The sequence below is a fragment of the Kribbella rubisoli genome (assembly GCF_004217145.1).
Taxonomy (GTDB): domain Bacteria; phylum Actinomycetota; class Actinomycetes; order Propionibacteriales; family Kribbellaceae; genus Kribbella; species Kribbella rubisoli.
Genome location: NZ_SHKR01000014.1, coordinates 704,629 through 728,518 on the forward strand (window position 1 = coordinate 704,629; position 23,890 = coordinate 728,518).

25 protein-coding genes are annotated in these 23,890 nt (G+C 68.5%); 9 read left to right on the forward strand and 16 right to left on the reverse strand.

Going from position 1 to position 23,890, the window contains the following annotated elements; translation table 11 throughout:
• Positions 1-137 precede the first annotated feature (137 nt).
• Positions 138-1,088: a hypothetical protein gene (locus tag EV645_RS28885; protein WP_130447150.1), complete on the reverse strand. Its 951-nt coding sequence runs from the start codon at positions 1,086-1,088 to the stop codon at positions 138-140.
• Between the two features lie 103 nt (positions 1,089-1,191).
• Here EV645_RS28885 and EV645_RS28890 point away from each other — a divergent pair, with 103 nt between their 5' ends.
• Both EV645_RS28890 and EV645_RS28895 read left to right on the forward strand, forming a co-directional pair.
• Positions 1,192-1,701, forward strand: a complete 510-nt coding sequence (locus tag EV645_RS28890; RefSeq protein ID WP_242000724.1) for a SigE family RNA polymerase sigma factor — start codon at positions 1,192-1,194, stop codon at positions 1,699-1,701.
• Positions 1,698-2,840 (forward strand): Gmad2 immunoglobulin-like domain-containing protein, encoded by a 1,143-nt coding sequence (locus EV645_RS28895; RefSeq protein WP_130447151.1) that lies wholly within the window; start codon positions 1,698-1,700, stop codon positions 2,838-2,840. The genes EV645_RS28890 and EV645_RS28895 overlap by 4 nt, the downstream gene beginning before the upstream one ends.
• Here the strand turns inward: EV645_RS28895 and EV645_RS28900 are convergent.
• The 5 genes from EV645_RS28900 to EV645_RS28920 form a co-directional block, all read right to left on the reverse strand.
• Positions 2,833-4,227 (reverse strand): sensor histidine kinase, encoded by a 1,395-nt coding sequence (locus EV645_RS28900; protein WP_130447152.1) that lies wholly within the window; start codon positions 4,225-4,227, stop codon positions 2,833-2,835. The genes EV645_RS28895 and EV645_RS28900 overlap by 8 nt on opposite strands.
• A complete protein-coding gene (locus tag EV645_RS28905; RefSeq protein ID WP_130447153.1) occupies positions 4,227-4,931 on the reverse strand; it encodes a response regulator transcription factor in 705 nt (234 codons plus the stop codon). The genes EV645_RS28900 and EV645_RS28905 overlap by 1 nt, the downstream gene beginning before the upstream one ends.
• A gap of 23 nt (positions 4,932-4,954) precedes the next feature.
• The gene (locus tag EV645_RS28910) at positions 4,955-5,164 is read right to left on the reverse strand and encodes a hypothetical protein (RefSeq protein ID WP_130447154.1); all 210 of its coding nucleotides are present in this window, start codon (positions 5,162-5,164) and stop codon (positions 4,955-4,957) included.
• The gene (locus EV645_RS28915) at positions 5,164-5,592 is read right to left on the reverse strand and encodes a hypothetical protein (RefSeq protein ID WP_130447155.1); all 429 of its coding nucleotides are present in this window, start codon (positions 5,590-5,592) and stop codon (positions 5,164-5,166) included. The genes EV645_RS28910 and EV645_RS28915 overlap by 1 nt, the downstream gene beginning before the upstream one ends.
• A gap of 106 nt (positions 5,593-5,698) precedes the next feature.
• Entirely contained in the window at positions 5,699-6,028 is a 330-nt protein-coding gene (locus EV645_RS28920; protein WP_198681905.1) for a helix-turn-helix domain-containing protein, read from the reverse strand.
• A gap of 65 nt (positions 6,029-6,093) precedes the next feature.
• Here EV645_RS28920 and EV645_RS28925 point away from each other — a divergent pair, with 65 nt between their 5' ends.
• Positions 6,094-6,579: a YybH family protein gene (locus tag EV645_RS28925; protein WP_130447157.1), complete on the forward strand. Its 486-nt coding sequence runs from the start codon at positions 6,094-6,096 to the stop codon at positions 6,577-6,579.
• A 155-nt stretch (positions 6,580-6,734) separates the two neighbouring features.
• Here the strand turns inward: EV645_RS28925 and EV645_RS28930 are convergent, their stop codons facing one another.
• The 5 genes from EV645_RS28930 to EV645_RS28950 form a co-directional block, all read right to left on the reverse strand.
• Positions 6,735-7,451: a 16S rRNA (uracil(1498)-N(3))-methyltransferase gene (locus EV645_RS28930; RefSeq protein ID WP_130447158.1), complete on the reverse strand. Its 717-nt coding sequence runs from the start codon at positions 7,449-7,451 to the stop codon at positions 6,735-6,737.
• Positions 7,452-8,594 carry a molecular chaperone DnaJ gene (gene dnaJ, locus EV645_RS28935; RefSeq protein ID WP_130447159.1) on the reverse strand — a complete coding sequence of 381 codons (1,143 nt, stop codon included), beginning with the start codon at positions 8,592-8,594 and terminating at the stop codon, positions 7,452-7,454.
• 25 nt (positions 8,595-8,619) lie between these two features.
• Positions 8,620-9,642 carry a heat-inducible transcriptional repressor HrcA gene (hrcA, locus tag EV645_RS28940; RefSeq protein WP_130447330.1) on the reverse strand — a complete coding sequence of 341 codons (1,023 nt, stop codon included), beginning with the start codon at positions 9,640-9,642 and terminating at the stop codon, positions 8,620-8,622.
• A 104-nt stretch (positions 9,643-9,746) separates the two neighbouring features.
• Positions 9,747-10,850, reverse strand: coding sequence for a Gfo/Idh/MocA family protein (locus tag EV645_RS28945; RefSeq protein ID WP_130447160.1), 1,104 nt, complete (start codon positions 10,848-10,850; stop codon positions 9,747-9,749).
• Positions 10,835-11,476: a ThuA domain-containing protein gene (locus tag EV645_RS28950; protein WP_242000725.1), complete on the reverse strand. Its 642-nt coding sequence runs from the start codon at positions 11,474-11,476 to the stop codon at positions 10,835-10,837. The genes EV645_RS28945 and EV645_RS28950 overlap by 16 nt, the downstream gene beginning before the upstream one ends.
• Before the next feature lie 93 nt (positions 11,477-11,569).
• On the opposite strand from EV645_RS28950, the gene EV645_RS28955 reads away from it, so the two are divergent.
• The 4 genes from EV645_RS28955 (at position 11,570) to EV645_RS28970 (ending at position 15,271) form a co-directional block, all read left to right on the forward strand.
• The gene (locus EV645_RS28955) at positions 11,570-11,911 is read left to right on the forward strand and encodes an EF-Tu/IF-2/RF-3 family GTPase (RefSeq protein ID WP_130447161.1); all 342 of its coding nucleotides are present in this window, start codon (positions 11,570-11,572) and stop codon (positions 11,909-11,911) included.
• A gap of 10 nt (positions 11,912-11,921) precedes the next feature.
• Positions 11,922-12,692: an MBL fold metallo-hydrolase gene (locus EV645_RS28960; protein WP_130447162.1), complete on the forward strand. Its 771-nt coding sequence runs from the start codon at positions 11,922-11,924 to the stop codon at positions 12,690-12,692.
• Positions 12,693-12,901: 209 nt separating this feature from the next.
• The gene (locus EV645_RS28965) at positions 12,902-14,437 is read left to right on the forward strand and encodes an NCS1 family nucleobase:cation symporter-1 (protein WP_130447163.1); all 1,536 of its coding nucleotides are present in this window, start codon (positions 12,902-12,904) and stop codon (positions 14,435-14,437) included.
• 9 nt (positions 14,438-14,446) lie between these two features.
• Positions 14,447-15,271 (forward strand): DUF3097 domain-containing protein, encoded by an 825-nt coding sequence (locus EV645_RS28970; protein ID WP_130447164.1) that lies wholly within the window; start codon positions 14,447-14,449, stop codon positions 15,269-15,271.
• On the opposite strand, the gene EV645_RS28975 is transcribed toward EV645_RS28970, so the two are convergent.
• The gene (locus EV645_RS28975) at positions 15,246-17,822 is read right to left on the reverse strand and encodes a DUF3376 domain-containing protein (protein WP_130447165.1); all 2,577 of its coding nucleotides are present in this window, start codon (positions 17,820-17,822) and stop codon (positions 15,246-15,248) included. The genes EV645_RS28970 and EV645_RS28975 overlap by 26 nt on opposite strands.
• A gap of 118 nt (positions 17,823-17,940) precedes the next feature.
• Here EV645_RS28975 and EV645_RS28980 point away from each other — a divergent pair, with 118 nt between their 5' ends.
• Complete coding sequence (locus EV645_RS28980; RefSeq protein ID WP_130447166.1) at positions 17,941-18,504, forward strand: hypothetical protein; 564 nt, start codon at positions 17,941-17,943, stop codon at positions 18,502-18,504.
• A 3-nt stretch (positions 18,505-18,507) separates the two neighbouring features.
• The gene (locus tag EV645_RS28985) at positions 18,508-19,344 is read left to right on the forward strand and encodes a hypothetical protein (protein WP_130447167.1); all 837 of its coding nucleotides are present in this window, start codon (positions 18,508-18,510) and stop codon (positions 19,342-19,344) included.
• Positions 19,345-19,494: 150 nt separating this feature from the next.
• Here EV645_RS28985 and EV645_RS28990 read toward each other — a convergent pair whose 3' ends face one another.
• From EV645_RS28990 to EV645_RS29005, 4 genes are all read right to left on the reverse strand, one after another.
• Positions 19,495-20,106 carry a hypothetical protein gene (locus EV645_RS28990; protein WP_198681906.1) on the reverse strand — a complete coding sequence of 204 codons (612 nt, stop codon included), beginning with the start codon at positions 20,104-20,106 and terminating at the stop codon, positions 19,495-19,497.
• Positions 20,107-20,279: 173 nt separating this feature from the next.
• Entirely contained in the window at positions 20,280-21,287 is a 1,008-nt protein-coding gene (locus EV645_RS28995; protein WP_130447169.1) for a LacI family DNA-binding transcriptional regulator, read from the reverse strand.
• A gap of 105 nt (positions 21,288-21,392) precedes the next feature.
• Positions 21,393-22,718 carry an ABC transporter substrate-binding protein gene (locus EV645_RS29000; RefSeq protein ID WP_130447170.1) on the reverse strand — a complete coding sequence of 442 codons (1,326 nt, stop codon included), beginning with the start codon at positions 22,716-22,718 and terminating at the stop codon, positions 21,393-21,395.
• A gap of 316 nt (positions 22,719-23,034) precedes the next feature.
• On the reverse strand, positions 23,035-23,886 hold the full coding sequence (locus EV645_RS29005; RefSeq protein WP_130447171.1) for a LacI family DNA-binding transcriptional regulator: 852 nt from the start codon (positions 23,884-23,886) through the stop codon (positions 23,035-23,037).
• Positions 23,887-23,890 lie beyond the last annotated feature (4 nt).

The following is a 23,890-nucleotide window of genomic DNA, read 5'->3' on the forward strand; positions in this document are numbered from 1 at the left end:
GCACGACGATCTTGTGCGACGCCTGCGCGCTGGCGGCTGCGCCTTGAACGGTCCCGTTCGCGCGCGCCTCCGGTTCGATACTGCGTGGCCTGGACAGGCTCTTCCTCCTGAGTCGAGTGTTGCTGAGGTTGTCCATGCTAGCCGCCCCGTCCGACACCCTCACTCGAAATTCCCCGGGACACGCTCCCAGCGGGCCTCTCGGGCGCTGTCTGCTGCGTCCTCGCCCGGCCTGGTGCGGCGTTCGGGGCGAGAATCCCGCTCAGCCGGGCGACCTCGTCCGCCTCCGGACCGGGCGTGATCACCCCGTGCTCGAGCGCGAGCCGCCGGTTGCGTTCGAGGGACCACTCCCGGCTCGGGTGCAGGCTGACGGTCACACCGGCCTCGGACGGGCGAAGCATCGGGCCGAGGTCGGCCTGCAGCGCATTCTCCAGCGAAGATCCCCGGTTGAGCTCGTAGGAACGCAACATCCGGTACGTCGCCTCGACCGCCGCGCGCGTGGACCCGGAGGTCGCCGGCGGGGTGTCGAACTCGTCGGAGTGGGTGTTCCTGCCGTCGTCCACTCCCACCGCGTGGGCCGGCGTGAACACGTGCAGCGAGACCAGCGGGGCGGTCGGATCACCGTCGTACACCGAGTCCTCGCGCCAGGCGTGCGCTCCGGAGTAGCTGTCCTGCAGGGCATGCGCGGCCGCACCGAGATGTCCGAACTCGAGGGCCGGCGACGCGTGCGCGGCCGCCAGCTGCTCGAAGACGTACGCCGTGTTCGTGTCCAGGTTGTCCCAGCCCTTGCGGAACGGGTCGGCCATGAAGTGCTCGCGCTGCGCGTCCGGGTTCGCGTACGCCGAGTGCGTCGTGGGACCGAGGCCGACGTACGGGAAGGACTTGCCGAGTCCGCCGAAGTTCGTGATCACGCCGGCGCCGAACGGGCGGTCCTGATAGGCCTGGGCCTTGTCGAGCGCGGCGGCGTACTCGTCCTGCCGCAGACCGTTGATCGTCGCGTCCCGCTCCGCGAGGTGCTGGTACAGCCGCGTGACCGCGGCGTACGTGATGTCGTGATGGCCCGACCACCGGCCGTCACCGCGCTGCTTCATCTCTTCAGGTTCCCACCAGATCAGGCCAACCTGTTGTCAACCTGGGACAGGGTCTTGGCGTCGTCTTTTCGTGGCTCAACCGGCCGTGGTGTACGAAGAGTGCGTGACACATGAGTCCTCGTGGGATGCCGACGAGGCGCTGACGGCTGTCTACACCGCCCATTACACCTCGCTCGTCCGCCTCGGCTCCCTGCTGCTGCGCGACACCGGCAGTGCGGAGGAGATCGTGCAGGACGCGTTCGTCGCGATGCACGGTCGCTGGCACCGGCTCCGCGACCCGCACAAGGCGCTCGCCTACCTGCGGACCGCGGTGGTGAACCGCTGCCGGTCCCGCCAGCGCCACCTGGTGGTGGTCGACAAGCACACCCCGAAGTCGCTCCCCGACGAGCCCAGCGCGGAGCAGGCGGTACTGCGGACCGCCGAGACCGACCGCGTCATCGAGGCGATGCGGACCCTGCCGGAGAAGCAGCGCACGGTGATGGTGCTCCGGTACTACGGCGACCTGTCGGAGGCCGAGATCGCCGACACGATGGGCATCAGCCGGGGCTCCGTGAAGAGCCACGCCGCGCGGGCGACCAAGTCGCTACGCCAGCTCCTGGAGCAGAACGCATGAACGACCAGAACCCGAACGAGCAGTTCGACGAGCTGATGCGCCGGGCCCTGCGGGACGAGGCGCACCGGATCGAGCCGGCCGACGCGCTGCCGGAGATCCGCGCCCGCGCGCACGCCCAGCGCCGGCCGGTCGCCCGACGCCCCTGGCTCCTGACCGCCGGCGTGGCCGCCCTCGGCACCGCCGCGGCCATCGGTGCGTTCACGGTGTTCAACGGGAACGACAACACCGCGAACGACGGCGACGCGGTGGCCGGTCCGGGTACGACGACCAGTGCGACCGGCGTACTCCCGAGTCAGACCCCGTCCGTCGTCTCCCCAACACCGTCACCGGTCCCCACCGCGGCCACCCAGCCGCCGGCCACGTCGCCATCGTCAGCGGTGAAGACGGCCGGCCCGACAGACCGCGGGGTCCCCGAGCAATCGGTCAGTAGCGCGGTTGTCCCGGTCTACTGGCTCGGTCAGCAGGTCGGCGTACCGAAGAAGTCCGCCGCGAAGCTGTACCGCACCTGGGCGAAGGTCAGCGGTCACCCGGCCGAAGAAGCGGTCCGCATCATGACCACCAAGCAGCCGGAGGACCCGGACTACTACTCGGTCTGGCGCGGTGCCGCGGTGAATCGGGTCACCCGTTCGGACGACGTCGTCACGGTCGACTTCAAGCAGCTCCCGAAGACCGACCTCGATCCCGATCTCGCGCGGGTCGCCACCCAGCAGCTGATCTACACCGTGCAGGGCGCGCTCCAGGACGACACCACCTCGATCCAGGTCACCCAAGCCGGCCGCGCGGTCCAGAAGCTCTTCGGGCAGGTCGACACCAGCACTCCGCTCGGCCGCGCGCAGGCCGCGGATGTGCAGGCGCTGGTCTGGATCACCTCGCCCAGCCAGGGTGCGGTGACCGGCAGCAAAGTCACCGTCGAAGGCACCGCGAGCGCCTTCGAGGCGACCGTCAACTATCAGCTGACGAACCTGAAGACCCGCGAGACGAAGAAGAGCTTCACCAACACGATGGAGGGTCAGAAGTTCTCACCGTTCGCGTTCTCGGTCTTGCTGACACCGGGGCAGTGGCAGATCGAGGCTTATCTGATCTCCGACGCCGACGGCAGCGTCACCAACACCGACTCGAAGACGATCCTGGTCAAGTAGCCGGCAGCACGATCGTGAACCCGGCGCCGCCCTCCGGCGCCGGCCCCGCGGTGAGCGTGCCGCCGAGCCTGGTGACCAGTCCCTGAGCCAGCGCGAGCCCGATCCCCGATCCGACCGGCCGTCGGTCGCGGTACTTCTGGTTGAGTACGCCGGGCTGGAAGGCGACCGCGTAGTCCTCCGGCGCCAGGCCCGGACCGCCGTCGCGCACCTGGATCCTGACGTGTCCCGGCGTGTTATCCAGCGACATCGTCAGCTGCGCACCCGGCGGGGTAACGCGGAGAGCGTTCTCGGCCAGACCGTCCAGGACCTGCCGGATCCGTCGCGGGTCGGTGGTCGCGACGGCCGGCACCGGCGGCAGGTCGAGGTGGAACCGGACGCCTTGCCGCTCGCAACGCGCCCGCCAGACCTCGGCGCAAGCGACGAGCGTCTCGCGCAGGTCCACCTGGGCGAGGTCGAGCCGGAACTGATCCGCACCGATCCGCGCGAGGTCCAGCAGGTCACTGACCAGCCGTTCGAGCCGCAGCGACTCCTGCTGGATCACCTGACCGGCATGCCGCGGATCGGTCGCGACCCCGTCGGCGAGCGACTCGGCGAACCCGTGAACCGCGGTCAGCGGAGTACGCAGCTCGTGCGAGACCGAGAGCAGGAACTCGCGCTGCCGCGCCTCGCTGTGCTGCAGCGCGATCGAGAGTTCGTTGACCGCGGCCGCGACCTCGGCGACCTCGATCGGACCTTCGACCGGTGCCCGGAGATCACGCCGGCCCTGACGCATCGCGGCCGCGACGTCCGCCGTACGGCGCAGTGGCCGCCCGAGGAGCCGCCCGAGCAGGGCACCGGCGAGGCCGGCGACCAGCAGACCGGCGCCGAGCGCGAACAGGATGTTGCGGATCAGGATCCGCTGGGTGTCGGCGGCCAGCCGGACCGGTTCGACCAGGGCGAACCCCGAGCTGTCGCCGAGACCGCGAGCTTCGACCAGGTAGTCGGTGCCGCCGACGGGTACCTCGGTGGAGATCCGCTGCGTACTGCCGATGCCGTCGAGGCCGGCCGTGATCGCTGCCTGGGTGGAGTTTCCGTCGGTCGACTGGACGCCGCGTCGCGGCAGGAGCAGTACGACGACGATGCCCTGGCCGCGGACGACCTGCGCGACCCTCCCGAGCCCGGCCGCACGCGAACTCAGACCACGCTGATCCACCTGGCCGGCGATCACGTCGGCCTGCGCAGCCAGCGACTGCTGCAACACGTTTTGGGCGGACCGCCTGGCGAGCCCTGCCATCACCAGACCCGCCACCAGCACAGCGATCCCGGCGACCGCCACACAGGTCAGCACGATCCGGGTGGCCAGTGAGCCGCGGCCGGCCTCGTCCGGGGTCCGGACCTCGACGGCCATCAGTCGCGGTCGGCCGCGTAGCCGACGCCGCGCACGGTACGGATCGGACTGGCCGCGCCGAGCTTCGCACGCAGCTGAGCGATGTGTACGTCGACGGTCCGGGTGCCTGCGGCGGACTGGTATCCCCAGACCGAACTGAGCAGCTCGTCGCGTTCGAACACGCGGCCCGGGCGCCGGAACAGCTGCGCCAACAGGTCGAACTCGGTCGAGGTCAAGCTCACCTCGGCCTCACCCGCCCAGGCCCGGCGGCGGCCGATATCGACCCGCACCAGACCCACCGAGAGCACCTCGCCTGCCGCCGGAGCACCGCCTCCCGGAACGCCGCCAGCCGTACGCCGGAGGACGGTCCGGACGCGGGCGGCCAGCTCCCGCGGGCTGAACGGCTTCGTGATGTAGTCGTCCGCGCCCAGCTCCAGCCCGAGCAGACGATCGACCTCGTCGTCCCGGGCGGTGACGAACAGGACCGGTGTCCAGTCCCCCGCCGCCCGCATCGTCCGGCAGACGTCCGCGCCGTCGCGGCCCGGCAGACCGATGTCGAGGACCACCGCGACCGGGTGCAGCCGCCGCCACGCCGCGAGAGCCGCCTCGCCGTCGGACTCGGTCCGGACGTCGAAGCCGTCCCGGCGCAGGTACAGTTCGATCACCTCGGCGATCGCCGCCTCGTCCTCCACCACCAGAACCAGCCCGCGGCCGGCGTCGGCCATCCTCTGCTCCTGGAGACTCTCGGTCAGGGTGCGTCGTCCCTGGCCAGTTCGCGATCGATCGCGTCCAGGGTAGACCCGATCTGATCCAGCTCCTGCTCCGGCGACCCCACCTGTTGGGTCGCCGGAGCAGGACCGGTGCCCTGCCCACCGGGCTGGTTGCCGGAGCTGCCGCAGGCCGACAGTCCGAGGCCGAGACACGCCGTACCGAGCAGCACGGCCAGCGCCTTACGCATCACTTGACCGCCTGGCAGTGCGCGGTCTTGAACGACTCGAGCTTGGTCTTCACCGTGCCGAGCTGCTTCAGTCGCTCCGAGCGGCGCTCGGCCCGCTTCTCGAGTTGCGCCGCCACCTTGTCGTGGCCGTTCGCCTTCTGCTTGGCGGCGCGCGCCTTGAGCCACGCGACCGAACCCTTCACGTCGGCGCCGCCGCTTATCCGCTGGGCCAGCTTGTCGCGCCGCGCGATCATCTTCGGAAGCCGCTCGGCACACAGTTTCTGCGACTCCTCCGGGCTCAGCGTGACCGGCTTGTACGACGTACTCGCCGAAGGCGTCGGAGTCGGGGTCGGATCGGCCGCCGCGATCGTCGTACTCGCGACGAGTCCGCCGACCAGGACGACGGCCGACGTACCGGCCGCGATGGCGCCGCGCACAGACCTGCGCATGGGGTGCTCCTCGTTGTCGTTCGTGCTCGCTCGTGCTGACGAGAACGACTCTGCCCGGCGGGCGTTCGAGGAGGTTCGGGACTGTGTTCGGGGTTTGTAAGAGTTCTCAGTCCGCGCGGTCGACCGTGGCGGACAGGAGGCCGGGGAAGGACCGGTCGAACTCCTCGCGGCGGAGGCGGTTGAGGCGGCGGGCGCCCTCGTCGCGTTGTTCGATCAGGCCGGCGGACCGCAGTACGGCGAAGTGGTGGCTGGCGGTCGCCTTCTTGACCGGGAGGTCGAAGGTGCCGCAGGCGCGGGTCCAGTCGTCGTGGCTGGCGAGGTCGCGCAGGATCGAGCGCCGGACCGGGTCCGCGAGCGCGTCCAGGGCCGTCTGCAGCGGCACCTCGGCCGGGTCCACGTGGCTGAGGGTGCGGGCGCGGGCTGACTCGACGACCATAGTGTTCGATCCTTGTCGTACAGTTATGTTCGGTTCCTATCTAACAGTCTAGCGAGGGGTTCACGATGATCGAGCTGGTCGACTACGGATTCGGGCCCGGGGCGCGGTTGCGGGCGGACGAAGCGCGGTTGCCGGGACGGGAGGGTGCGCTGGCGGCGCTGGAGACGTTCTACTACGCGCTCAACGGGAAGGACCTGGAGACGCTGGTCGCCGGCTGGGCGGACGATCCGTTGGTGCAGTTGAACAACCCGATCGGCGGGATCTTGCGGTCGCGGGAGGCCGTGCGGTCGCTGTACGAGCGGGTGTTCGCGGGGTCGCTGGATGTGCAGGTGACGTTCGGCGACGCGGCGACGTACTGGATGGACGGCTCGGTGGTGTTTGCGGGGCGGGAGGTTGGGACGTACCAGCATCCGGCGTTGGGTGAGCAGCCGTTGCGGATCCGGACGACGCGCATCTTCGCGTACGACGGGGCGTGGCAGCAGGTCCACCACCACGGGAGCATCGACGATGCCGAGGTGTTGGCCGCCTACCAGCAGGCGGTCCGAGGCTAGTGCCGCTCCAAGAAGCGTTCGGGTCGCTGGCTCGTGGGCAGCTCGACAGGAGTGTTTGGTGATCGGGTCTGGGTTCAGGCGTGCACGGGCGGCGGCTGGTCGGCAGTGGAGGTATACGTCCTGTCGAGCTTGCAGATAAAGCCGGTCTGTAAGCGTCAGATCCAGCGGGAGCGGGCGAGGAGGGCGGCTGCGGCCGCGACGCCGGCGGTTGAGGTTCGCAATACGGTGTCGCCGAGGCGGACCGGTTCGACGTCGAAGGCCTTCAGCTCGGTGGGTGCGATGCCGCCTTCGGGGCCGATGACGAGGACGATGTCACCGGCGGGCGGGACCTGCAGGGAGGCCAGCGGAGTGGTCGCTTCTTCATGCAGTACGACGGGCAGCGCCGCGCGGGCAAGCCGCTCCGCGACGTCGGCCGTCGACGCGAGCGGAGCGACCTCGGCGAACCACGAACGCCGCGACTGCTTGCTCGCCTCGAACGCCCAAGCGCGCCACTTCGTGAGCGTCTTCTCCACCCGCTCCGGGTTGGCCCGGAACTGACTCCGCTCCGCGTTCCACGGCACGATCACATCCGCGCCGACCTCAGTCAGCATCTCCACCGCAAGCTCGGCCCGCTCCCCCTTCGGCAGAGCCTGCACCACAACCACCCGAGGATCAGCCGCCGCCACCGACCCGCGCTCATCCACCGCCACAGTCAGCCCAGCCTTCGAAGCCCCCACCACAGGCCCCTCGACCCAAGCACCAAGCCCATCCGTCAACCGGATGCGCTCCCCCGGCCCGATCCGCCGTACAACCGCGGCATGCCGACCCTCCGCACCGTCCAGGGTCAGCTCGGCACCGGACAGGTCTTCCAGGTAGAAGACCGCGACACCCATCTAGTGGGCGCCGAAGGCGTCGCGGAGGCGGCCGAAGACGCCCTTGTGGGTGGCTTGGACGTGGCCCTGCGGGCGTTCCTCGTCGCGGGCGACCGCCAACTGGCGGAGAAGGTCGGCCTGGTCGTCGTCGAGCTTGGTCGGGGTTTCGACGATCACCTGGACGATCAGGTCGCCGCGACCGGCGTGACGGAGCCTTGGTACGCCGCGCGCCGTCAGCGTCTGCGTCGTCCCGGACTGCGTTCCAGGGCGGATCTCCAGCGGCGTCGTCTCGCCCTCGAGGGTCGGCAGGTCGATCGTCGTACCCAGCGCGGCCGCGGTCATCGGGAGCGTGACCGTGCAGTGCAGGTCGTCGCCGTTGCGGGTGAAGATGTCGTGCGGCTCGACCTCGATCTCGACGTACAGATCGCCGGCCGGTCCGCCGCCGGGGCCGACCTCGCCCTGGCCGGACAGCTGAACCCGGGTGCCGCTGTCGACGCCGCCGGGGATCTTGACGGTGACGGTACGGCGCGAGCGCACCCGCCCGTCGCCGGCGCACTCGACGCACGGGCTCGGGATCGTGGTGCCGTAACCGCGGCAGTTCGGGCACGGGCGCATCGTCCGCACCTCGCCGAGGAACGACCGCTGCGTGTGCGTCACCTCGCCACGCCCGTGGCAGATCTCGCACGTGACCGGCTCGGACCCGGCCGCAGCACCGGACCCGCTACAGGTCGGACACAGTACGGCGGTGTCGACCTTGAGCTCGCGCGTCGTACCGAACGCCGCCTCGGCCAGGTCGATCCGCAGCGGGATCAGCGCGTCCTGACCGCGCCGCGTCCGCGGTCGTGGCCCGCGGGTCGCGCCGCCGGTCTGGCCGAAGAACGCGTCCATGATGTCGGTGAACGTGAACGCCTGCCCGAACCCGGCTCCGCCCGGCCCGGCGCCCGCGGTCGCGAACGGATCGCCGCCGAGGTCGTGCATCTGCCGCTTCTGCGGGTCACTGAGCACCTGGAACGCGCGCCCGATCTCCTGGAACTTCTGGTGCGCGTCCTCGGAGTCGTTCACGTCCGGGTGGTACTGGCGTGCCAGCTTGCGGTACGCCTTCTTGATCTCGTCCGCTGAGGCGTCACGGCTGACGCCGAGGACGGCGTAGTAATCGGTGCTCATACTCCAGACCAGGGGTTGTATGTCGTTAGGAGTCGGCCAGTATTTGGCTGACGTAGCGGGCGACGGCTCGTACTGCGCCCATTGTGCTCGGGTAGTCCATGTGGGTCGGGCCGACGATGCCGAGGGTGGCCAGCGCCTCCGACTTGGATCCGTATCCGGTCGCGACCACCGACGTGGTGGCCAGCTCCTCGAACGGGTTCTCGTGACCGATGCGGACCGTCAGGGTCTGCGGGTTCGTCGCCTCGCCGAGCAGCCGGAGCAGGATGACGTGCTCCTCGAGCGCCTCCAGCACCGGCTTCACGTTCCGCTCGAAGTCGTCGCCGTACCGGGTCAGGTTGGCCGCACCGCCGACCGCGATCCGCTGCTCACCGACCTCGTCGGTGAAGGCTTCGAGCAGCGTGGTGACGATCGACGCGACCAGCGCCCGGTCGCCCGGCGCGAACAGCTCCGGCACGCCGCCCAGCGACGTCGTCGCATCGGTCAGTCGCTGTCCGGCGAGGACCGAGTTGAGCCGCGACCGCAGGTCGGCGATCAGCTGCTCGTCGACGTCGTGCGGGTGCTCGACGATCCGCTGCTCGACCCGGCCGTTGCTGGTGATCAGCACCAGCAGCAGCCGGCGCGGGCTCATCGTGACGATCTCGATGTGCCGCACGCTCGACCGGTTCAGCGACGGATACTGCACGATCGCGACCTGGCGGGTGATCTGCGCGAGCAGCCGGACGGTACGGCGTACGACATCGTCCAGGTCAACCGCTCCGGCCAGGAACGACGTGATCGCCTTCTTCTCGGCGACCGACAGCGTCTTGACCGTGCTGAGCTTGTCGACGAACAGCCGGTACCCGGCGTCGGTCGGGATCCGTCCGGCGCTGGTGTGCGGCTGGGTGATGTACCCCTCCTCCTCCAGCGCGGCCATGTCGTTGCGGACCGTGGCCGGCGAGACGCCGAGGTTGTGCCGGTCGACCAGCGCTTTCGACCCGATCGGCTCATGGGTCGCCACGTAGTCCTCGACGATGGCGCGGAGCACATCCAGCTTGCGGTCATCCAGCACGCGCACACCACCCTCTCTCGATCGACCTTGGCACTCGAAAGTTCCGAGTGCCAGTCTACCGAGCCGTAGTACCCACGCCGACGCACTCCGGCGTGGGGCGGGTCTCAGGCGATCTCGGGCGACGCCCCCAACGGTACGGCGGCAGGCCGCTCGACCGTACTCGCGACGTCCACAGGCTGATCCTGGACCGCCGCCTCGAGCAGTGACTCGAGTACGTCGAGCACGTGGTAGGCCAACGCTCCGTCAGCGCGGTGTGGCTCACCGCGACGCAGCGCCCGCGCCATGTCCGCCACGCCGACGCCACGGCCGGCTCCGGCGTACCCACCGGCGACGGGCACCTCGGTCCACTCGCGTTGCGCAGCCGTAGCGATCTCGACCGTGCCGTCGAAGGTATTAGGATCCGGCACCGACACGCTGCCCTCGGTCCCATGTACTTCGATGCGCGGCAGCCGGGCCGCCCAGACGTCGAACGACATGAACACCGTGGTCAACACACCCGACTCGTGCTCCAGTACGCCGGTGAGGTGCGTCGGCACCTCCACCGGGAACGTCGTACCCGTCCGCGGTCCGGAGTGGATCTTGCGCTCCTGCTTCGACTGACCGGCCCTCGCGGTGACCCGGCGTACGGGACCGAGCAGGGTGACCAGACTGGTCACGTAGTACGGCCCCATGTCGAGGACCGGGCCGCCACCCGGCTGGTAGTAGAACTCCGGCGCCGGGTGCCACAGCTCGTGGCCCGGTGTGGTGAAGGCCGCAAAAGCAGCATGCGGTACGCCGATGTCGCCGCGGTCGATCACTGCGCGAGCGGTCTGGGTTCCCGTGCCGAGCACGGTGTCCGGTGCGCAGCCGACGCGGAGGTTGTTCGCCGCGGCGAACTTGAGCAGCGGCTCGGCGGCGGTGCGGTCCACAGCCAGCGGCTTCTCGCCGTACACGTGCTTGCCGGCTTCCATCGCGGCCTGGTGCACCGGAGCGTGCGCGGCCGGGATGGTCAGGTTGAGCACGATCTCGACGTCGTCCGCGGCGTACAGCTCGTCCGGCGAAACCGCGCGAATGTCCGGATTCTTGTCGGCGATCGCCTGAGCGCGCGGCAGGTCCAGGTCGGCGACGGCGACCACGTCGACGCCGGGCAGCTTGGCCAGATGGTCCAGATAGGTGCCGGAGATGACCCCGGTGCCGACGATGCCGATGTTGGTCACTTGCTCGCCCACAGCAGCCCCCGCTCGATGATCGTGCGCACCTCGGGCGTCTCCAGGTCGTCCAGCTTGTGGCCGACCGTGCAGACGAAGACGTTGCCCTCACCCCAGGTGCGGGTCCAGACCGCCGGCATCACGGCGCCCTCGATCCACGGGTAGTCCGGGTGCGACTTGAACGTCGTCGTGGCCAGCACGTTGTTGGTCGGGTCGTAGTGCACGTAGTACTGCTCGGTGTGCACGTCGAAGTGCTCGATGCCTTCGACGATCGGGTGATCCTTGACGATCTCGACGCGGTAGTCGGTGAAGCCGTGCGGGTGCGAGATGAACTGCCCGCCGGTGATGAAGCTGTAGTCGACGTTCTTGCGGAACGAGTCCGCGATACCGCCGTGCCAGCCCGCGAACCCGGTGCCGCGCCGGATCGCCGCCTCAAGACCCTTGAAGTGCTCGGGCTCGATCTCGCTCATCGTGACGCACTGCACGACGAGGTCGACGCCCTCGAGCTCGAGGTAGCTCGCGGTCGTGTCGGAGACCGTGACCTCGTATCCGTTCTCCTTCAGGAACGGGATGAACAGGTCGGTCGCCTCGACCGGGGAGTGCCCTTCCCAACCGCCCCGGACCACCACAGCACGTCGTGTCGTCACGCCGACCACCTTTCGAAAGTTTCGATGTTCCGATCGGAACACTTGCGAGCCTAAGTCCCGAGGAGAGGGCTTGCCAACCACTAGGCTCAAGGGATGAGCTGGAAGTTCTGGAAGAAGGACGCTCCGACCTTCCCCGGGGCGCCGCGGCCGCAGGACACGTTGCCGGTCGGGTCGTTCGGGATGACGGTCGAGGATGTGTTCTCGATCACCGGACGCGGCACAGTCGTGACCGGGCGGGTGCGGGCCGGCACGGTGTCGGTCGGCGAGCAGGTGCTGCTCAGCCGCGCCGGTCAGCCGATGCTGCAGGTCGAGGTGACCGGCGTCGAGATGTTCCGGAAGATCGTGAAGACCGCGAAGGCCGGCGACAACGTCGGCCTGCTGCTCCGCGGCATCCAGCGCGACCAGGTGATCAAGGGCGACGTACTCAGCAAGTAACCTCGACCGCATGAGTGAGTGGACGGAAATCGGCGACCGCACCTGGGTCCGGCGGTACGACGAATGGGACCTGAACGTCGGCCTCGTCGTCGGCTCCGAAGGCGCACTGGTGATCGACACCCGCGCCACCACCGAAGAGGCCGAGCAGCTGCGTGAACACATCCGCGAGCTCACCGACACGCCGGTGAAATGGGTCGTCAACACCCACGCACACTTCGACCACGTCGCCGGCAACAGCGTCTTCACCGACGCCACCGTCTACCTCCACGAGAACGCGGCAACCGAAGAAAACCTCGCCGGGACGACGTTCGCCGCCGCCAAGGTGATCGATCTCGGCGACCGCCGCGTCGAGCTCCTGCACGTCGGCAACGCGCACACGTCCGGCGACGCGGTCGTCGTCGTACCGGATGTCGACGTGGTCTTCGTCGGCGATCTGATCGAGGAGTCGGCGCCCCCGTCGTTCGGCGAGGACTCGTTCCCGCTCGAGTGGCCCGACACGATCGAAGCCGTGGTCGGGATGATGACCGCGGCAACCACGATCGTTCCCGGTCACGGCGCGGTCGTCGACATCGAGTTCGCCCGCGACCAGGCCATCGAGCTGGGCAGGGTCGCCAACACGATCTCGACGCTGCACCACGCCGGCACACCGCTCGACGACGCCCTCAAGCACACCGAGGACTGGCCGTGGCCGGTCGAGAAACTCCAGGACGCGATCCGCCGCGGCTACCAGGCATTAGGCGCGCCGCAGCGCCCGACTCTGCCCTTGCTCGGCCCCGGATGACCCTTTCGGGTAGTTGTCCGTTGACACGACGTCATTTCGTCGCGCAACTTGTTCGGAACGGACATCGCCCGACCGGATGAGGTGGGACCTGTGGCTGTACTGATGCCGCGACTCCGTCGCGGCGGGTCATGGGGCTGTAACTCCCGCCCTTCCCTCGCCGCTCCGGTCGCTTCGCTCCCTCCGCTCCTCAGTCCAGACCGGGAGGCCCCATGACCAGTGCCGAGCAGACTGTTCACTCCGATGGACGAGTTGAACTGACCGATCCCGACGCGCTGGCGAACAGCCCGTACGCGAACGCCGAGCTCGCGCCGACGCGGTTGCCGCAGCGGACGTGGACGACGTACAACTACGCGGCGCTGTGGATGGGTATGGCGCACAACATCCCGAGCTACCTGCTGGCGTCCGGTCTGGTCGCGATCGGGATGAACTGGTTGCAGGCGTTCCTCACGATCACGCTCGGGAACCTGATCGTGCTCGTCCCGCTGCTGCTGAACAGCCACGCGGGAACGAAGTACGGCATCCCGTTCCCGGTGTTCGCGCGGGCGTTCTACGGCGTCCGCGGCGCGAACTTCCCGGCGCTGCTGCGGGCGTTCATCGCCTGCGGCTGGTTCGGGATCCAGACCTGGATCGGCGGCCAGGCGATCTACGTGATCGTCGGCGAACTGTTCGGCAACGGCTGGCTGAACGCGTCGGCGATCGGCGGGCACCCGTGGACGATGTGGCTGAGCTTCGCGTTCTTCTGGGTGCTGCAGATGGTGCTGATCTTCCGCGGTATCGAGGGTCTGCGCCGGTTCGAGAACTGGGCGGCGCCGTTGGTGACTGTCGCGTTCGTGGCGCTGATGGTCGCGATCCTGGTCAAGGCCGGCGGTTTCGGGCCGATCCTGTCGCAGCCGTCGAAGCTCGGCTGGGACGCCGACTTCTGGAAGATCTTCGCGCCGTCGCTGATGGGCATGATCGCGTTCTGGGCGACGCTGTCGCTGAACATGCCGGACTTCACCCGGTTCGGGAAGGGCCAACGGCAACAGGTCTGGGGCCAGATCATCGGCCTGCCGACGACGATGTCGTTCATCGCGCTGGTCTCGATCATCACCACCTCCGGCACGGTCGTGCTGTACGGCTCGGCGATCTGGGACCCGGTCGAGCTCACCCGCCGGTTCGAGAACCCGGTGATCGTCACGATCGGTCTGATCATGGCGATCCTGGCGACGATGTCCTGCAACGTCGCGGCCAACGTGGTGAGTCCGTCGTACGACTTCGCGAACGCGCTGCCGCGCTGGCTGAACTTCCGGACCGCGGGCCTGGTCACCGGTGTGATCGGCATCGTGATCCAGCCCTGGCGGCTGATCTCGGACCCGTCGATCTACATCTTCGTCTGGCTGTCGTTCTACGGCGGTCTGCTCGCGTCGGTGGCCGGCGTACTGATCGCGGGGTACTGGCTGATCGACCGGACCAACCTGTTCCTCGCCGACCTCTACGAACCGAACGGCCGGTACTGGTACACCGCCGGCTGGAACTGGCGCGGTGTCGTCGCGACGCTGCTCGGCTCACTGCTCGCCGTCGGCGGCGCGTACTCGAACCCGGGCGCCGGCCCGTTCCCGGCCGACGGACTGATCCCGTTCCTGAAGCCGCTCTACGACTACTCGTGGGTGGTCGGCCTGGTCGTCGGCTTCCTCGCGTACTTCGCTCTCACGCTCACCGCGCCGAGCCGCCAGTCGACCGCCTCGCATGCCGCTCCGTCTTATTAGAGTGGGCGCGTGGCTGACAGGTATGGGAACGACGTACTCAGTGGGGACTGGCGGAAGCCGAAGAACGGTCGGACCGTCGAGGTCGAGATCGAGAAGGGGATGGTCGTCGAGGAGCCCACTTCGGGGTTCGTCGGCGCGATCGTGCGCTGGGAGCACGGCGTCGTCGACCTCGAGGACCGGCACGGCAAGATCCGCACGTATCCGCTGGGTCCGGGCTTCTGGATCGACGGCAAACCGGTCAGCCTGAGGCCACCGAAGAAGGCCGGTCCGGCGAAGATGACCCGGACGGCGTCCGGCTCGGTCGCTGTCGACAACGTCCGCGCCAAGGTCGCGCGCGCCAGCCGGATCTACGTCGAGGGCCGGCACGACGCCGAGCTCGTCGAGAAGGTCTGGGGCGACGATCTGCGGATCGAGGGCGTCGTGGTCGAGTACCTCGAAGGCGTCGACGACCTGGTCGAGATCGTCAACCGGTTCCAGCCCACTCCCGGCCGGCGGCTCGGCGTACTCGTCGATCACCTGGTCGAGGGATCGAAGGAATCGAAGATCGCCGCGCAGGTCAGCAACCGCTATGTGCGCGTCGTCGGCCACCCGTACATCGACATCTGGGAAGCGGTGAAGCCGTCGTCGGTCGGGATCAAGGCCTGGCCGCGGATCCCGCACGGTCAGGACTGGAAGAAGGGCGTGCTGCAGTCGTTCGGCTGGCCGGCCACTGACCAGGCAGACGTGGCCGCGGCCTGGAAGCACATCCTGTCCAAGGTCAACAGCTTCGCCGATCTCGACCCGGCGCTGCTCGGCCGGGTCGAGGAGCTCATCGATTTCGTGACTCTGGACTGATCGCTGGCATCCGCCGCTCGAGCCACGCGCGGATCCGCCGGCGGGCGCGCCGTACGTACCAGGTGACGACACCGAGCACGGCGCTCAAAGCAAGCACTGCCCCGGCGAGGAGCGCCGCGACGAGGCGCACGGCGTCGAAGGTGCCCGCGAGGATCAGTAACAGGATGCCGATCACAGCTGTTGCTGCAGGCAACCATGGCTCGAAGATCTGCGGCCGCTGCGCCGGGGTCATCTTGGCGCCGCGGACCATCCGCTCCCAGGCCGTCTGGCGGGCCGGCTCGGTGAACCAGCGCGCCGTATGCAACAGCCACGATCCGGGCTGATGCTTGCGGCCCGCGGCCGCCTTCACCCAGTTGCCGACCTCGGGACCGAGACCGGACGACACGTCGACCATCCGGTCGGCGATGCCCTTGGTGATCGCGCGGCCCTCGGGCGACGCGTTGAGCTCGTTCCGCATCGTCACGAGCGCGCCGATCCCGGCGTCGGCCGGGAAGTCCTGGGCCAGCCGCTCGATCCGCTCGGCGAGCGCGCTGATCTGCCAGCCCTCGGCCTGCAGCACCTGCCGCTGGGTCTCGCGGATCCAGTCCGCGTCCGCGCCGAGCATCGAGCCCAGGTGCGCGACGCTGTGCAGCCGGCCCATCAACCAGTCCCACCGCCGCCAGTCGGCCGCACCGAACGCGCCGAAATGCCCGACCTGACTGCCGTACAGGATGCGCTCGTTGAGCTGGTTCGCGATCGAGCCTTCCTGCAGTTCGTCGAGTACGGCGAGGGGAATGTCCGGCCCGAGCCGCAGGAACTGGAACGGCGCGCTGCGCTGCTGCGGAGTGCGCGCCGACGTACAGCGAGAGACGATCTCTACTTCGAGCGCGGTGTCGACGAGCTCCCAGCCGACGACCGTGACCAGCTCGGCGAACGCGTCACCGAGGGCCCGCTGGATCTGCAACTGCTCGAAGATGTCGTTCAGCCCGACCGCGACAGCCTCCGCGCCGCCGGCCGGTCGCAGGTCCAGATCCGCCGCGGCCAGCTCCACGTCGAGCGCATCGCGGACGGCCTGCACCTTCATCAGGCAGTCGCTCGCCGCGGTCAGCCGCTTGTCCAGCTCCGCACGCTCGGCGTGTGGCGCCTTGCTGATCCGATTCCGCAGCGAACGCAGAATCAGCCGGACGATCCGCTCGGCCGCGCCGGTCCCCCACAACCAGCTCGGGTTGCCGTCGGCATCGTCGCGTACGGCGGTCGTCGAGCCGTCCGGCCCCGGCACCCACGGATGCTTGGTCGCGAGGATCTCATCGATCTCCGGCTCCGACAACGCCGTCGCGGCATCCAGCACGGTCGACTGGTCGTGGCTCGCGATCGTCACGGCCTCCCACACCCCGCCGGCCGCCCGACCCCGCGAGTACGCCGGTTGCAGCGCCGCCGCGGCCGCCTTCAACCGGGCTCGCTCTTCTGGTTGCTTCAGGCAACGGTCGAAGAGCCGCTGGGTGTCGGACCAGGACGCGTCGGCCTCCAGCAGCAACCGCTCCAGCTGCTCGACGTCCGAGCGGAAGTCGACCTCGCGCGGGAACTGCACAGCCGACAACGCCGTCACCCGCCAGCTCGGCTCCTTCGCACCAGGCAACGCTGTCGACGCGTGCCCGATCCCCGCGGACGGTACGACGTACAGCACGTATCGCGTCGCCTTGCCGTTCACCGGGCGCCGGGCGACCACGTCGAGGACGGGACCGAACGGCGCGTTGTCGAGCACGCCGCCGTCCACCAGCCACGACCCCGCCTCAGCCGGACCGGGCTGCATCCGCGGCGGACTCGCAGCCAACTCGGGCGTCTCCAGAACCGGCCCGAACGCGGCGGGGAACGACGCGGACGCCCGCGCCGCTCGCGCGAGCAGCTCGGTGTCCTTCAACCCGTTGGTGTCCTTGACCGAGAACTTGCGCCTGGCCCCGTCGTACGTCGGCGCGTCCTCGCTCGTGAACCCGTACAGGTACCGATGATCCGGTACGACGAAGGCCTGTCCGGCCGCGTCCTTGGCCTTGAACTGCTGCACGCCCAGCCCCGACGCCGTGACGAACAACGTCACCGGCTCCTCGGCGTCGCTGTCACCCGCGTCGGCCACACCCTTGAGCAGGTCCTCGAGCTGCTGCAGGAAGTACTTGCCGTCGAGCACCGACGTCGACTTCGCGCCGGCTGACGGCACCAGCTTGCCGACGTCGAGCGATCCGAGCGCGACCCACTTCTGCCGCAGCCAGGGACCGCTATCACCGTCGGGGTCGAGCGTCGAACCGTTCGCGATCGCTGTCGCCAGCAACGAACCGTTCAGTCCGCCGGCACTCGTCCCCGCGATCACATCGACCACCACGCGCCGCCGCTCCTCGCCCCGGTGGCACAGCTCGCGCCAGCGGTCCGCGAGCACAGCATCGTAGGGCTGGGACTGCGGCGCGTCGGACCCACCGGACGCACGCCGGATCAGATCCAGCTCGTGCGTCACCCCGCCCATCCAGACCGCCAGGCTGACACCGCCGTTCAGTACCAGCGCGATCCGGATCTCGTGGTCGGTCATTCAGGTCCCCCTTTTGTCCATAGGGATATCACGGATGAACCGTTGTCGCAGCGGAGAGTGAACAAAAGGTTGTCGCAGTCTGCACAGAGGGTCATTCTGGGTCGTGGGGGTGGTGGTCATGCGAGCGTTGGTTGCGTTCGTCTCGGTGACAGTCCTGTTGCTGACGGGATGCTCGTCGAGTGACGGGGGTACGCCGACGCCTGTCGTGACCGCGACCGCCGACGACACCACCGAACCGGCACCCGAACCGACCGATGCCGAGTCGACCCAACCGGAACAGCAGCAGCCGTCGATCAGCATCGTCTCGCTCCCGATCGGCGGCTCGTCCGTCGACGACCTGCATCCGAACTGCTACTCGGTCAGCTTGACCGACACGTCGCTCCCGGCCGACACCACGATCGAGTTGGGCTCGGCAACCTTCAAGCCCGAGGGGGTCTTCGCGGCCGACCAGCAATCCTGCCCCGGTGACCTTCCTGCCTGCACCGGTGTCCGGTGGACAGCCGACCAGCACGACACCTGCTACGTCGGCGTCCGCCAGCTCGTCAGCTCCGGCAGCACCACCCTCCAGGTCCCCGGCCAGGCCACGTGCGAGAGTCAGTCCGACTGCGACAGTCTGCTCGGTCGGAGCGGCAGCCAGATCGTCCTGACAGCCTTGCCGGCCGAGACCCCGTCCGGCGGCTGACGGATGGCCGACGAACGGTCGCAGGCCGAGCGCTGGGTCAGCTTCGCCGCCGGCATCATCACGCCGGTGACGCTGCTCAGCGCACTGCTGTTCTACTTCGGCTACGTCTCCTCGCGATCGCAGTACGAGTACTTCGGGATCGACGTCGACACGATCGGCCTGAGCACGCAGGACTACGTGATGCGCAGTCCCCAGCCGCTACTCGTCCCGCTCCTGGTGATCACGTTGCTCGCGGTGGCCGCTCTTCTTCTGCACAACGCGATCCACCCGACACCCGTCGCAGTACGCCGGGCCGCCCGCGTCGCCGTACTCATCCTCGTCCTGGGCGTAGCCGGTCTGCTCGCGTATCCGCTGATCGGCCACATCCCGTACTACGCCCTCATCGTCCCTACCGTGATCGGGTTCTCCGCCGCGGCGCTTGCCTACCTCACCTATCTACGCCGCAAAGCCGACCCGACCCTCGGGCCGCAACGCATCCTCATCGCCCTACTCGCCATTGCCACCGTCACCTGCGCCTTCTGGGCAACCGCGACCACGGCGCAGTACTCCGGCCGTGGCCTGGCCCGCGCCGACGCGCGCCACCTCAACCGCTTCCCGGTCGTCATCCTCGACACCAAGGAGAAGCTGGCCCTCCGCTCCCCCGGTATCGAAGAAACCGCCCTGCGCGCCGGCACCGGCCAGACCTTCAACTACCGCTACCGAGGCCTCCGCCTACTGGTAGTGGGCGAGAACCGCCTCTTCCTTGTCCCCCAAACCTGGTCCGCCTCCAACACCACCGTCGTCATCCCCCTCGACGACTCGATCCGGGTCCAGTTCCAATTCCAGAACGACCCGCCCTAGTGCGGCTGTGGGCATGGAGCGCGCAAGCTCGACAGGACGTATACGTCCACCACGCTCGCCCGCACGCCTAGGCCCAGCCTCGATAGCGATGCAGTGGATATATACGTCCTGTCGAGCTTGCACATGGTCCACACCTGCCAGCTTGTTACGTCATCGGCCCGGGGCGAGGTCTGTCTGAGTCGTGACGCTCGGGACGTCGGGCAGCCGGTGGTCGCTCGCCGACTTCGGGACCATCCGGGCGAGCGCCTTCGGCATCGGGCCGACCGCAAGGGTCCGTACCTGATCGCCGACCGTGACAACCGCGAACGACGCCTCGCTCGGCACTCGCTCCGGGAGCGCAACGTCATGGGATCCCGTCGTGAGGTCGCCCTCGAACACGGTCGACGAGGTGCTGCCCGGCTCAGGCGGCGTCCACGACGTCATCCAGAACGCGTCGACGGTCACTCGTACGTCGCCCGGCAGCGTGACCCGAATGATCCGGCCCTCCGGGATGTACTCGACCTCGACTCCACTCGAGGAGCTCCCGCGGGTCACGGCGTCGACCTGAGCAGCAATGACTCCCGGGATCCCGACCAGCCCTTGCACGAAGGTGACCGCGGCATTCCGCCTGCCGATCTCCGCACTGAGGTGCGCCTTGGTATCCGGAGGAACCATCCCACCGAACACCAGCACATCAATCGCACCGACGTCGTAGTCCTCCAGCACCTGATCGAACTGATTGGACGCATCAGCCCGATACCCCGAACCACGCAACAGTTCCACCACCTCCTCCAACACACTCGGACTACGCCCAACCACAAGCACACGAGCAGCTTCGTCGTTCATCCGAACTCCCAGATTTATGTTGGCCAGACCAACGTTGGTACATCCAACATAACCCATGGCTGGTAGCCCACCGGACAACGTTCGGCGGGCGAAGCAAGCGAAGCAGAGGGTCAGGCGCTGTCGCGGATGATGAGCTCGGTGTTGTAGATCTCGGGGGCGGTGAGGTGAGCGCCGGCGATCTTGGCCAGGAGGATTTCGGCCAGGCGGGCACCGAGTTGTTCGACCGGCTGGCGGACGGTGGTGAGCTTCGGCGTAGTCGTGGTCGCGAGGACCGAGTCGTCGAAGCCGACGACCGCGACGTCCGTCGGCACCCGGCGCCCGCGCTGAGACAGCACGCGCAGAGCGGCAGTCGCCATCAAGTCCGAGGCGACGAACAGCCCGTCCAGATCTGGATGGGCATCCAGCAGCCGCAGCGTCGCCTGCTCGCCGCCGTCGGCCGTGAAATCGCCGTACTCGATCAGGGCCGGCAACCCGGCTTCCTTCATCACGTCCTTGTAGCCGGTCAGCCGATCAAGCCCGGCAGTCATGTCCAAAGGCCCGGCAACAGTCGCGACCTTCCGCCGCCCGATCGTCAGCAGATGCTGAACCCCGGTCCGCGCCCCGGCGACGTTGTCCACGTCGACGCTGGCCACCGGTACGTCGACCCCGAGCGGCCGCGCGCTGAAGACGATGGGCAGCGGCAACTGCGCGATCTCCTGCAGCACGTTGTCGCGCCCGTGGTGGCTGATGATGATCGCGCCATCCACATGCCCACCGCGCAGGTACCGGATGAACCGCTGGTCATCCCCCTCGGACGGCTCGATCAGCAGCACCAACTGCGACGACGTCGGCGCCAACGTCCGGCTGATCCCGCTGAGCATCCCGGCGAAGAACGGGTCCGAGAACACCCGGGTGTCCGGCTCCGGTACGACGATCGCCACCGAATCCGTCCGACGGGTCACCAGCGCGCGAGCCGCCCGGTTCGGTACGTACCCCAATTGCCGGATCGCCTGCTCGACCGCGGCGACCGTGTCCGGCAACACCTTCGGCGAACCGTTCACGACCCGCGAGACCGTTGCCCGCGACACCCCGGCGACCGCCGCAACCTGCTCCAACGTCGGAGAACCAGACCCGTCCATCGGCCCTCCTAGGCTGTCGATCGGCCTGCGTTCACACGGTAGTACGTCCTAGGTCGAACGCGCGTCAGCCGTTGGCCGCCCGCCGGGGCGTGTTGACAGATTTCTTCAGTTCCCGACCCGGGTATCGGCAACCTTCTCCGCTTCGTCGAGGGCCTGTGCCCACGCAGCGTCCGGCGACTGCTTACCGTTGTCGACCCGAGACAGCGCGGCGCTGAAGATCTGGTTGATCTCGCCGTCGCGGGGACCCTTGTGCTGCTTGAGGATCACGTTCCGGGCCCGGTCGATGAAGATCTGCCCCACCGGCGCCTTGTTGAAGTACGCATTGACCTGCGACTTCACCTGCGGGTCGTTGTACGCGTCGAGCGTCGACGGGAACGAGCCGATCTTCTTGAACACCTTCACCTGCTGCTCGGGCGCGGTCAGCCAGGCGGCCAGCTTCGCGGCCTCCTCCGGCTGGGGCGACTGAATCGGCACGGTCAGGTACGAGCCGCCCCAGTTGCCACCGCCACCGGGGAACACGTCGGCGACGTCCCACTTGCCCTTGCCGAAACTGCCCGCGTTGTCCTGGATCACGCCGAGCAGCCAGCCCGGGCATGCCATCGTCGCGAACTTGTCGGTGCGGAAGGCCGCGTTCCACTCGTCGCTCCAGGCGACCAGCCCGGCGGACAGACCGTCCTTGCTCCCGGCCACCACCTGGTTCCAGGTCGACTTCAGCCGCGGGTTCTCGCCGGCGAGGAAGCGGTCCTGGTTCGAGTAGTACGCCTGGATCAGCTGGTTGCGCATCGCTTCCCAGGTCAGTACGGCGGAGTCGTACCACGCCGAGCCGGGGACCCGCTCCTTGAACTTCCGCCCGGTCGCGAAGTACGACGGCCAGTCCTGGAACATCTTCGCCACCTGGGCCCGGTCGGTCGGCAGCTTGGCCTTCGCGAACAGGTCCCGCCGGTAGCAGATCGCCTCCGGACCGATATCGGTGCCGTAGCCGATGATCCTGCCGTCCTGCGTGGTCGCGCCGGCCACCTTCCAGTCGAGCCAGCGGTCCTTCAGGTCGTTCGCGCCGTACTGCCGCAGATCGACGAACTTGTCGGCCTTGGCCAGGTACTTGTAGATCCAACTGACCTCCATCGCCTCGATGTCGGCCAGCCCGGTCCCGGACGCCAGGTTCGCGTCGAGGTTCTTGACGTGGTCGTCGACCGTCTTGGCGTGCTGCTCGACGATCGTGATGTTCGGATGCGCGGCCTCGTACTCGGTGTACAGGTCGTCGTACCCGAACTCGTTGAAGGTCGCGATGGTCAGCTCGATCTTCGGCCCGTCCGTCTTGGCGGCGGACGGATCGGACGAGGTGGAACCGCCGCCGCAGGCCGCGGTGACGAGCAGGACCGCGGCGCAGGCCAGCAGTCCGGCGATAGGGCGGTAGCGGGCGCTGGGCCGCATGTGACGTGCTCCCTGGAACTTGGACGGAGTTGAGAGCGCTCTCGGATCGCGAAAGTGACCTGAGTCTCAATCGTCCCAGCCGGATATGTCAAGCACTCCCCGGTCACGCTGAGATACGAGGCCCACCAGGTCCTGACATAGTGTCCCCCCTGGTCACGCTGCGAATCACGATGATCACCGAGGGATGTGCACACTGGGAGTTAGCTGTGAGTGATCACCGCGGCCGCCCGACCGAATCACGGACCACGACGACGGTCGCGACCGGGGCTGCTCCGCCATCACTCACCTCCCGGCCGGTACCACCGACTGCCCGTGTTCATTTCCGACTGATCGTCGACGGCGTCAGCCGGATCGTCGGCTTCGGCACGTGGTACGTCGTCACGTCGGCGCCGTCCATCGCCGCGAGGATCGCCTCGCCGACGATCGTGCCGAGCCCGTGGACGTCGACGGTGACCACGCTCAACGGCGGATGCGCGAGCCGGGCCACGGCGGTGTCGTCCCACGCGATGATCGACAACTCCTCGGGGACCGCGACGTCCAACTCCTTCGCAACGGTGAGACCGCCGATCGCCATCAGGTCGTTGTCATAGACAACCGCACTGGGGACCCGGCCGCCGGTCAGCAACTGCCGGGTCGCATCGCGGCCGGACTCCTCGGAGTAGTCCCCCTCGATCAGCTGCCCCTGCACGTCCCGCTCGGCGCAGGTCGCGATGAACGCCTCGTCCCGCGCCTGGCAGTGCACCATGTCGCGTGGACCGCTCACCCTGGCGATGTCACGGTGCCCGAGGTCGGCGAGCGCACGAACCGCCGCCCGGGCGCCTTCGGCGTTGTCGACCAGCACGTTGGTGATCGGCGCCTGCAGCTCGGGCCCGCCGAGCAGCACTCCTGGCGTGCGCAGGCGCGCCAGCTCGTCCAGCCGCGGGTCGTCGCTGCGGAGATCGACCATGACGATCCCGTCGACGTACTCCTGAGCCACCCAGCGGCGCCAGATCTCGATCTCGCCGGTGACGTCCGCGGTGAACTCGATCAGCAGGCTGCAGCGCCGCCCGGCGAAGTACTCCTCGATGCCCTGGACGACGTCGGCCATGAACGGTTCCATCCCGAGGACCCGGTCAGGACGCGCCAGCACCAGCCCGGCAATGCGATCCCGGGGCGTCACGTCCTGCATAAAC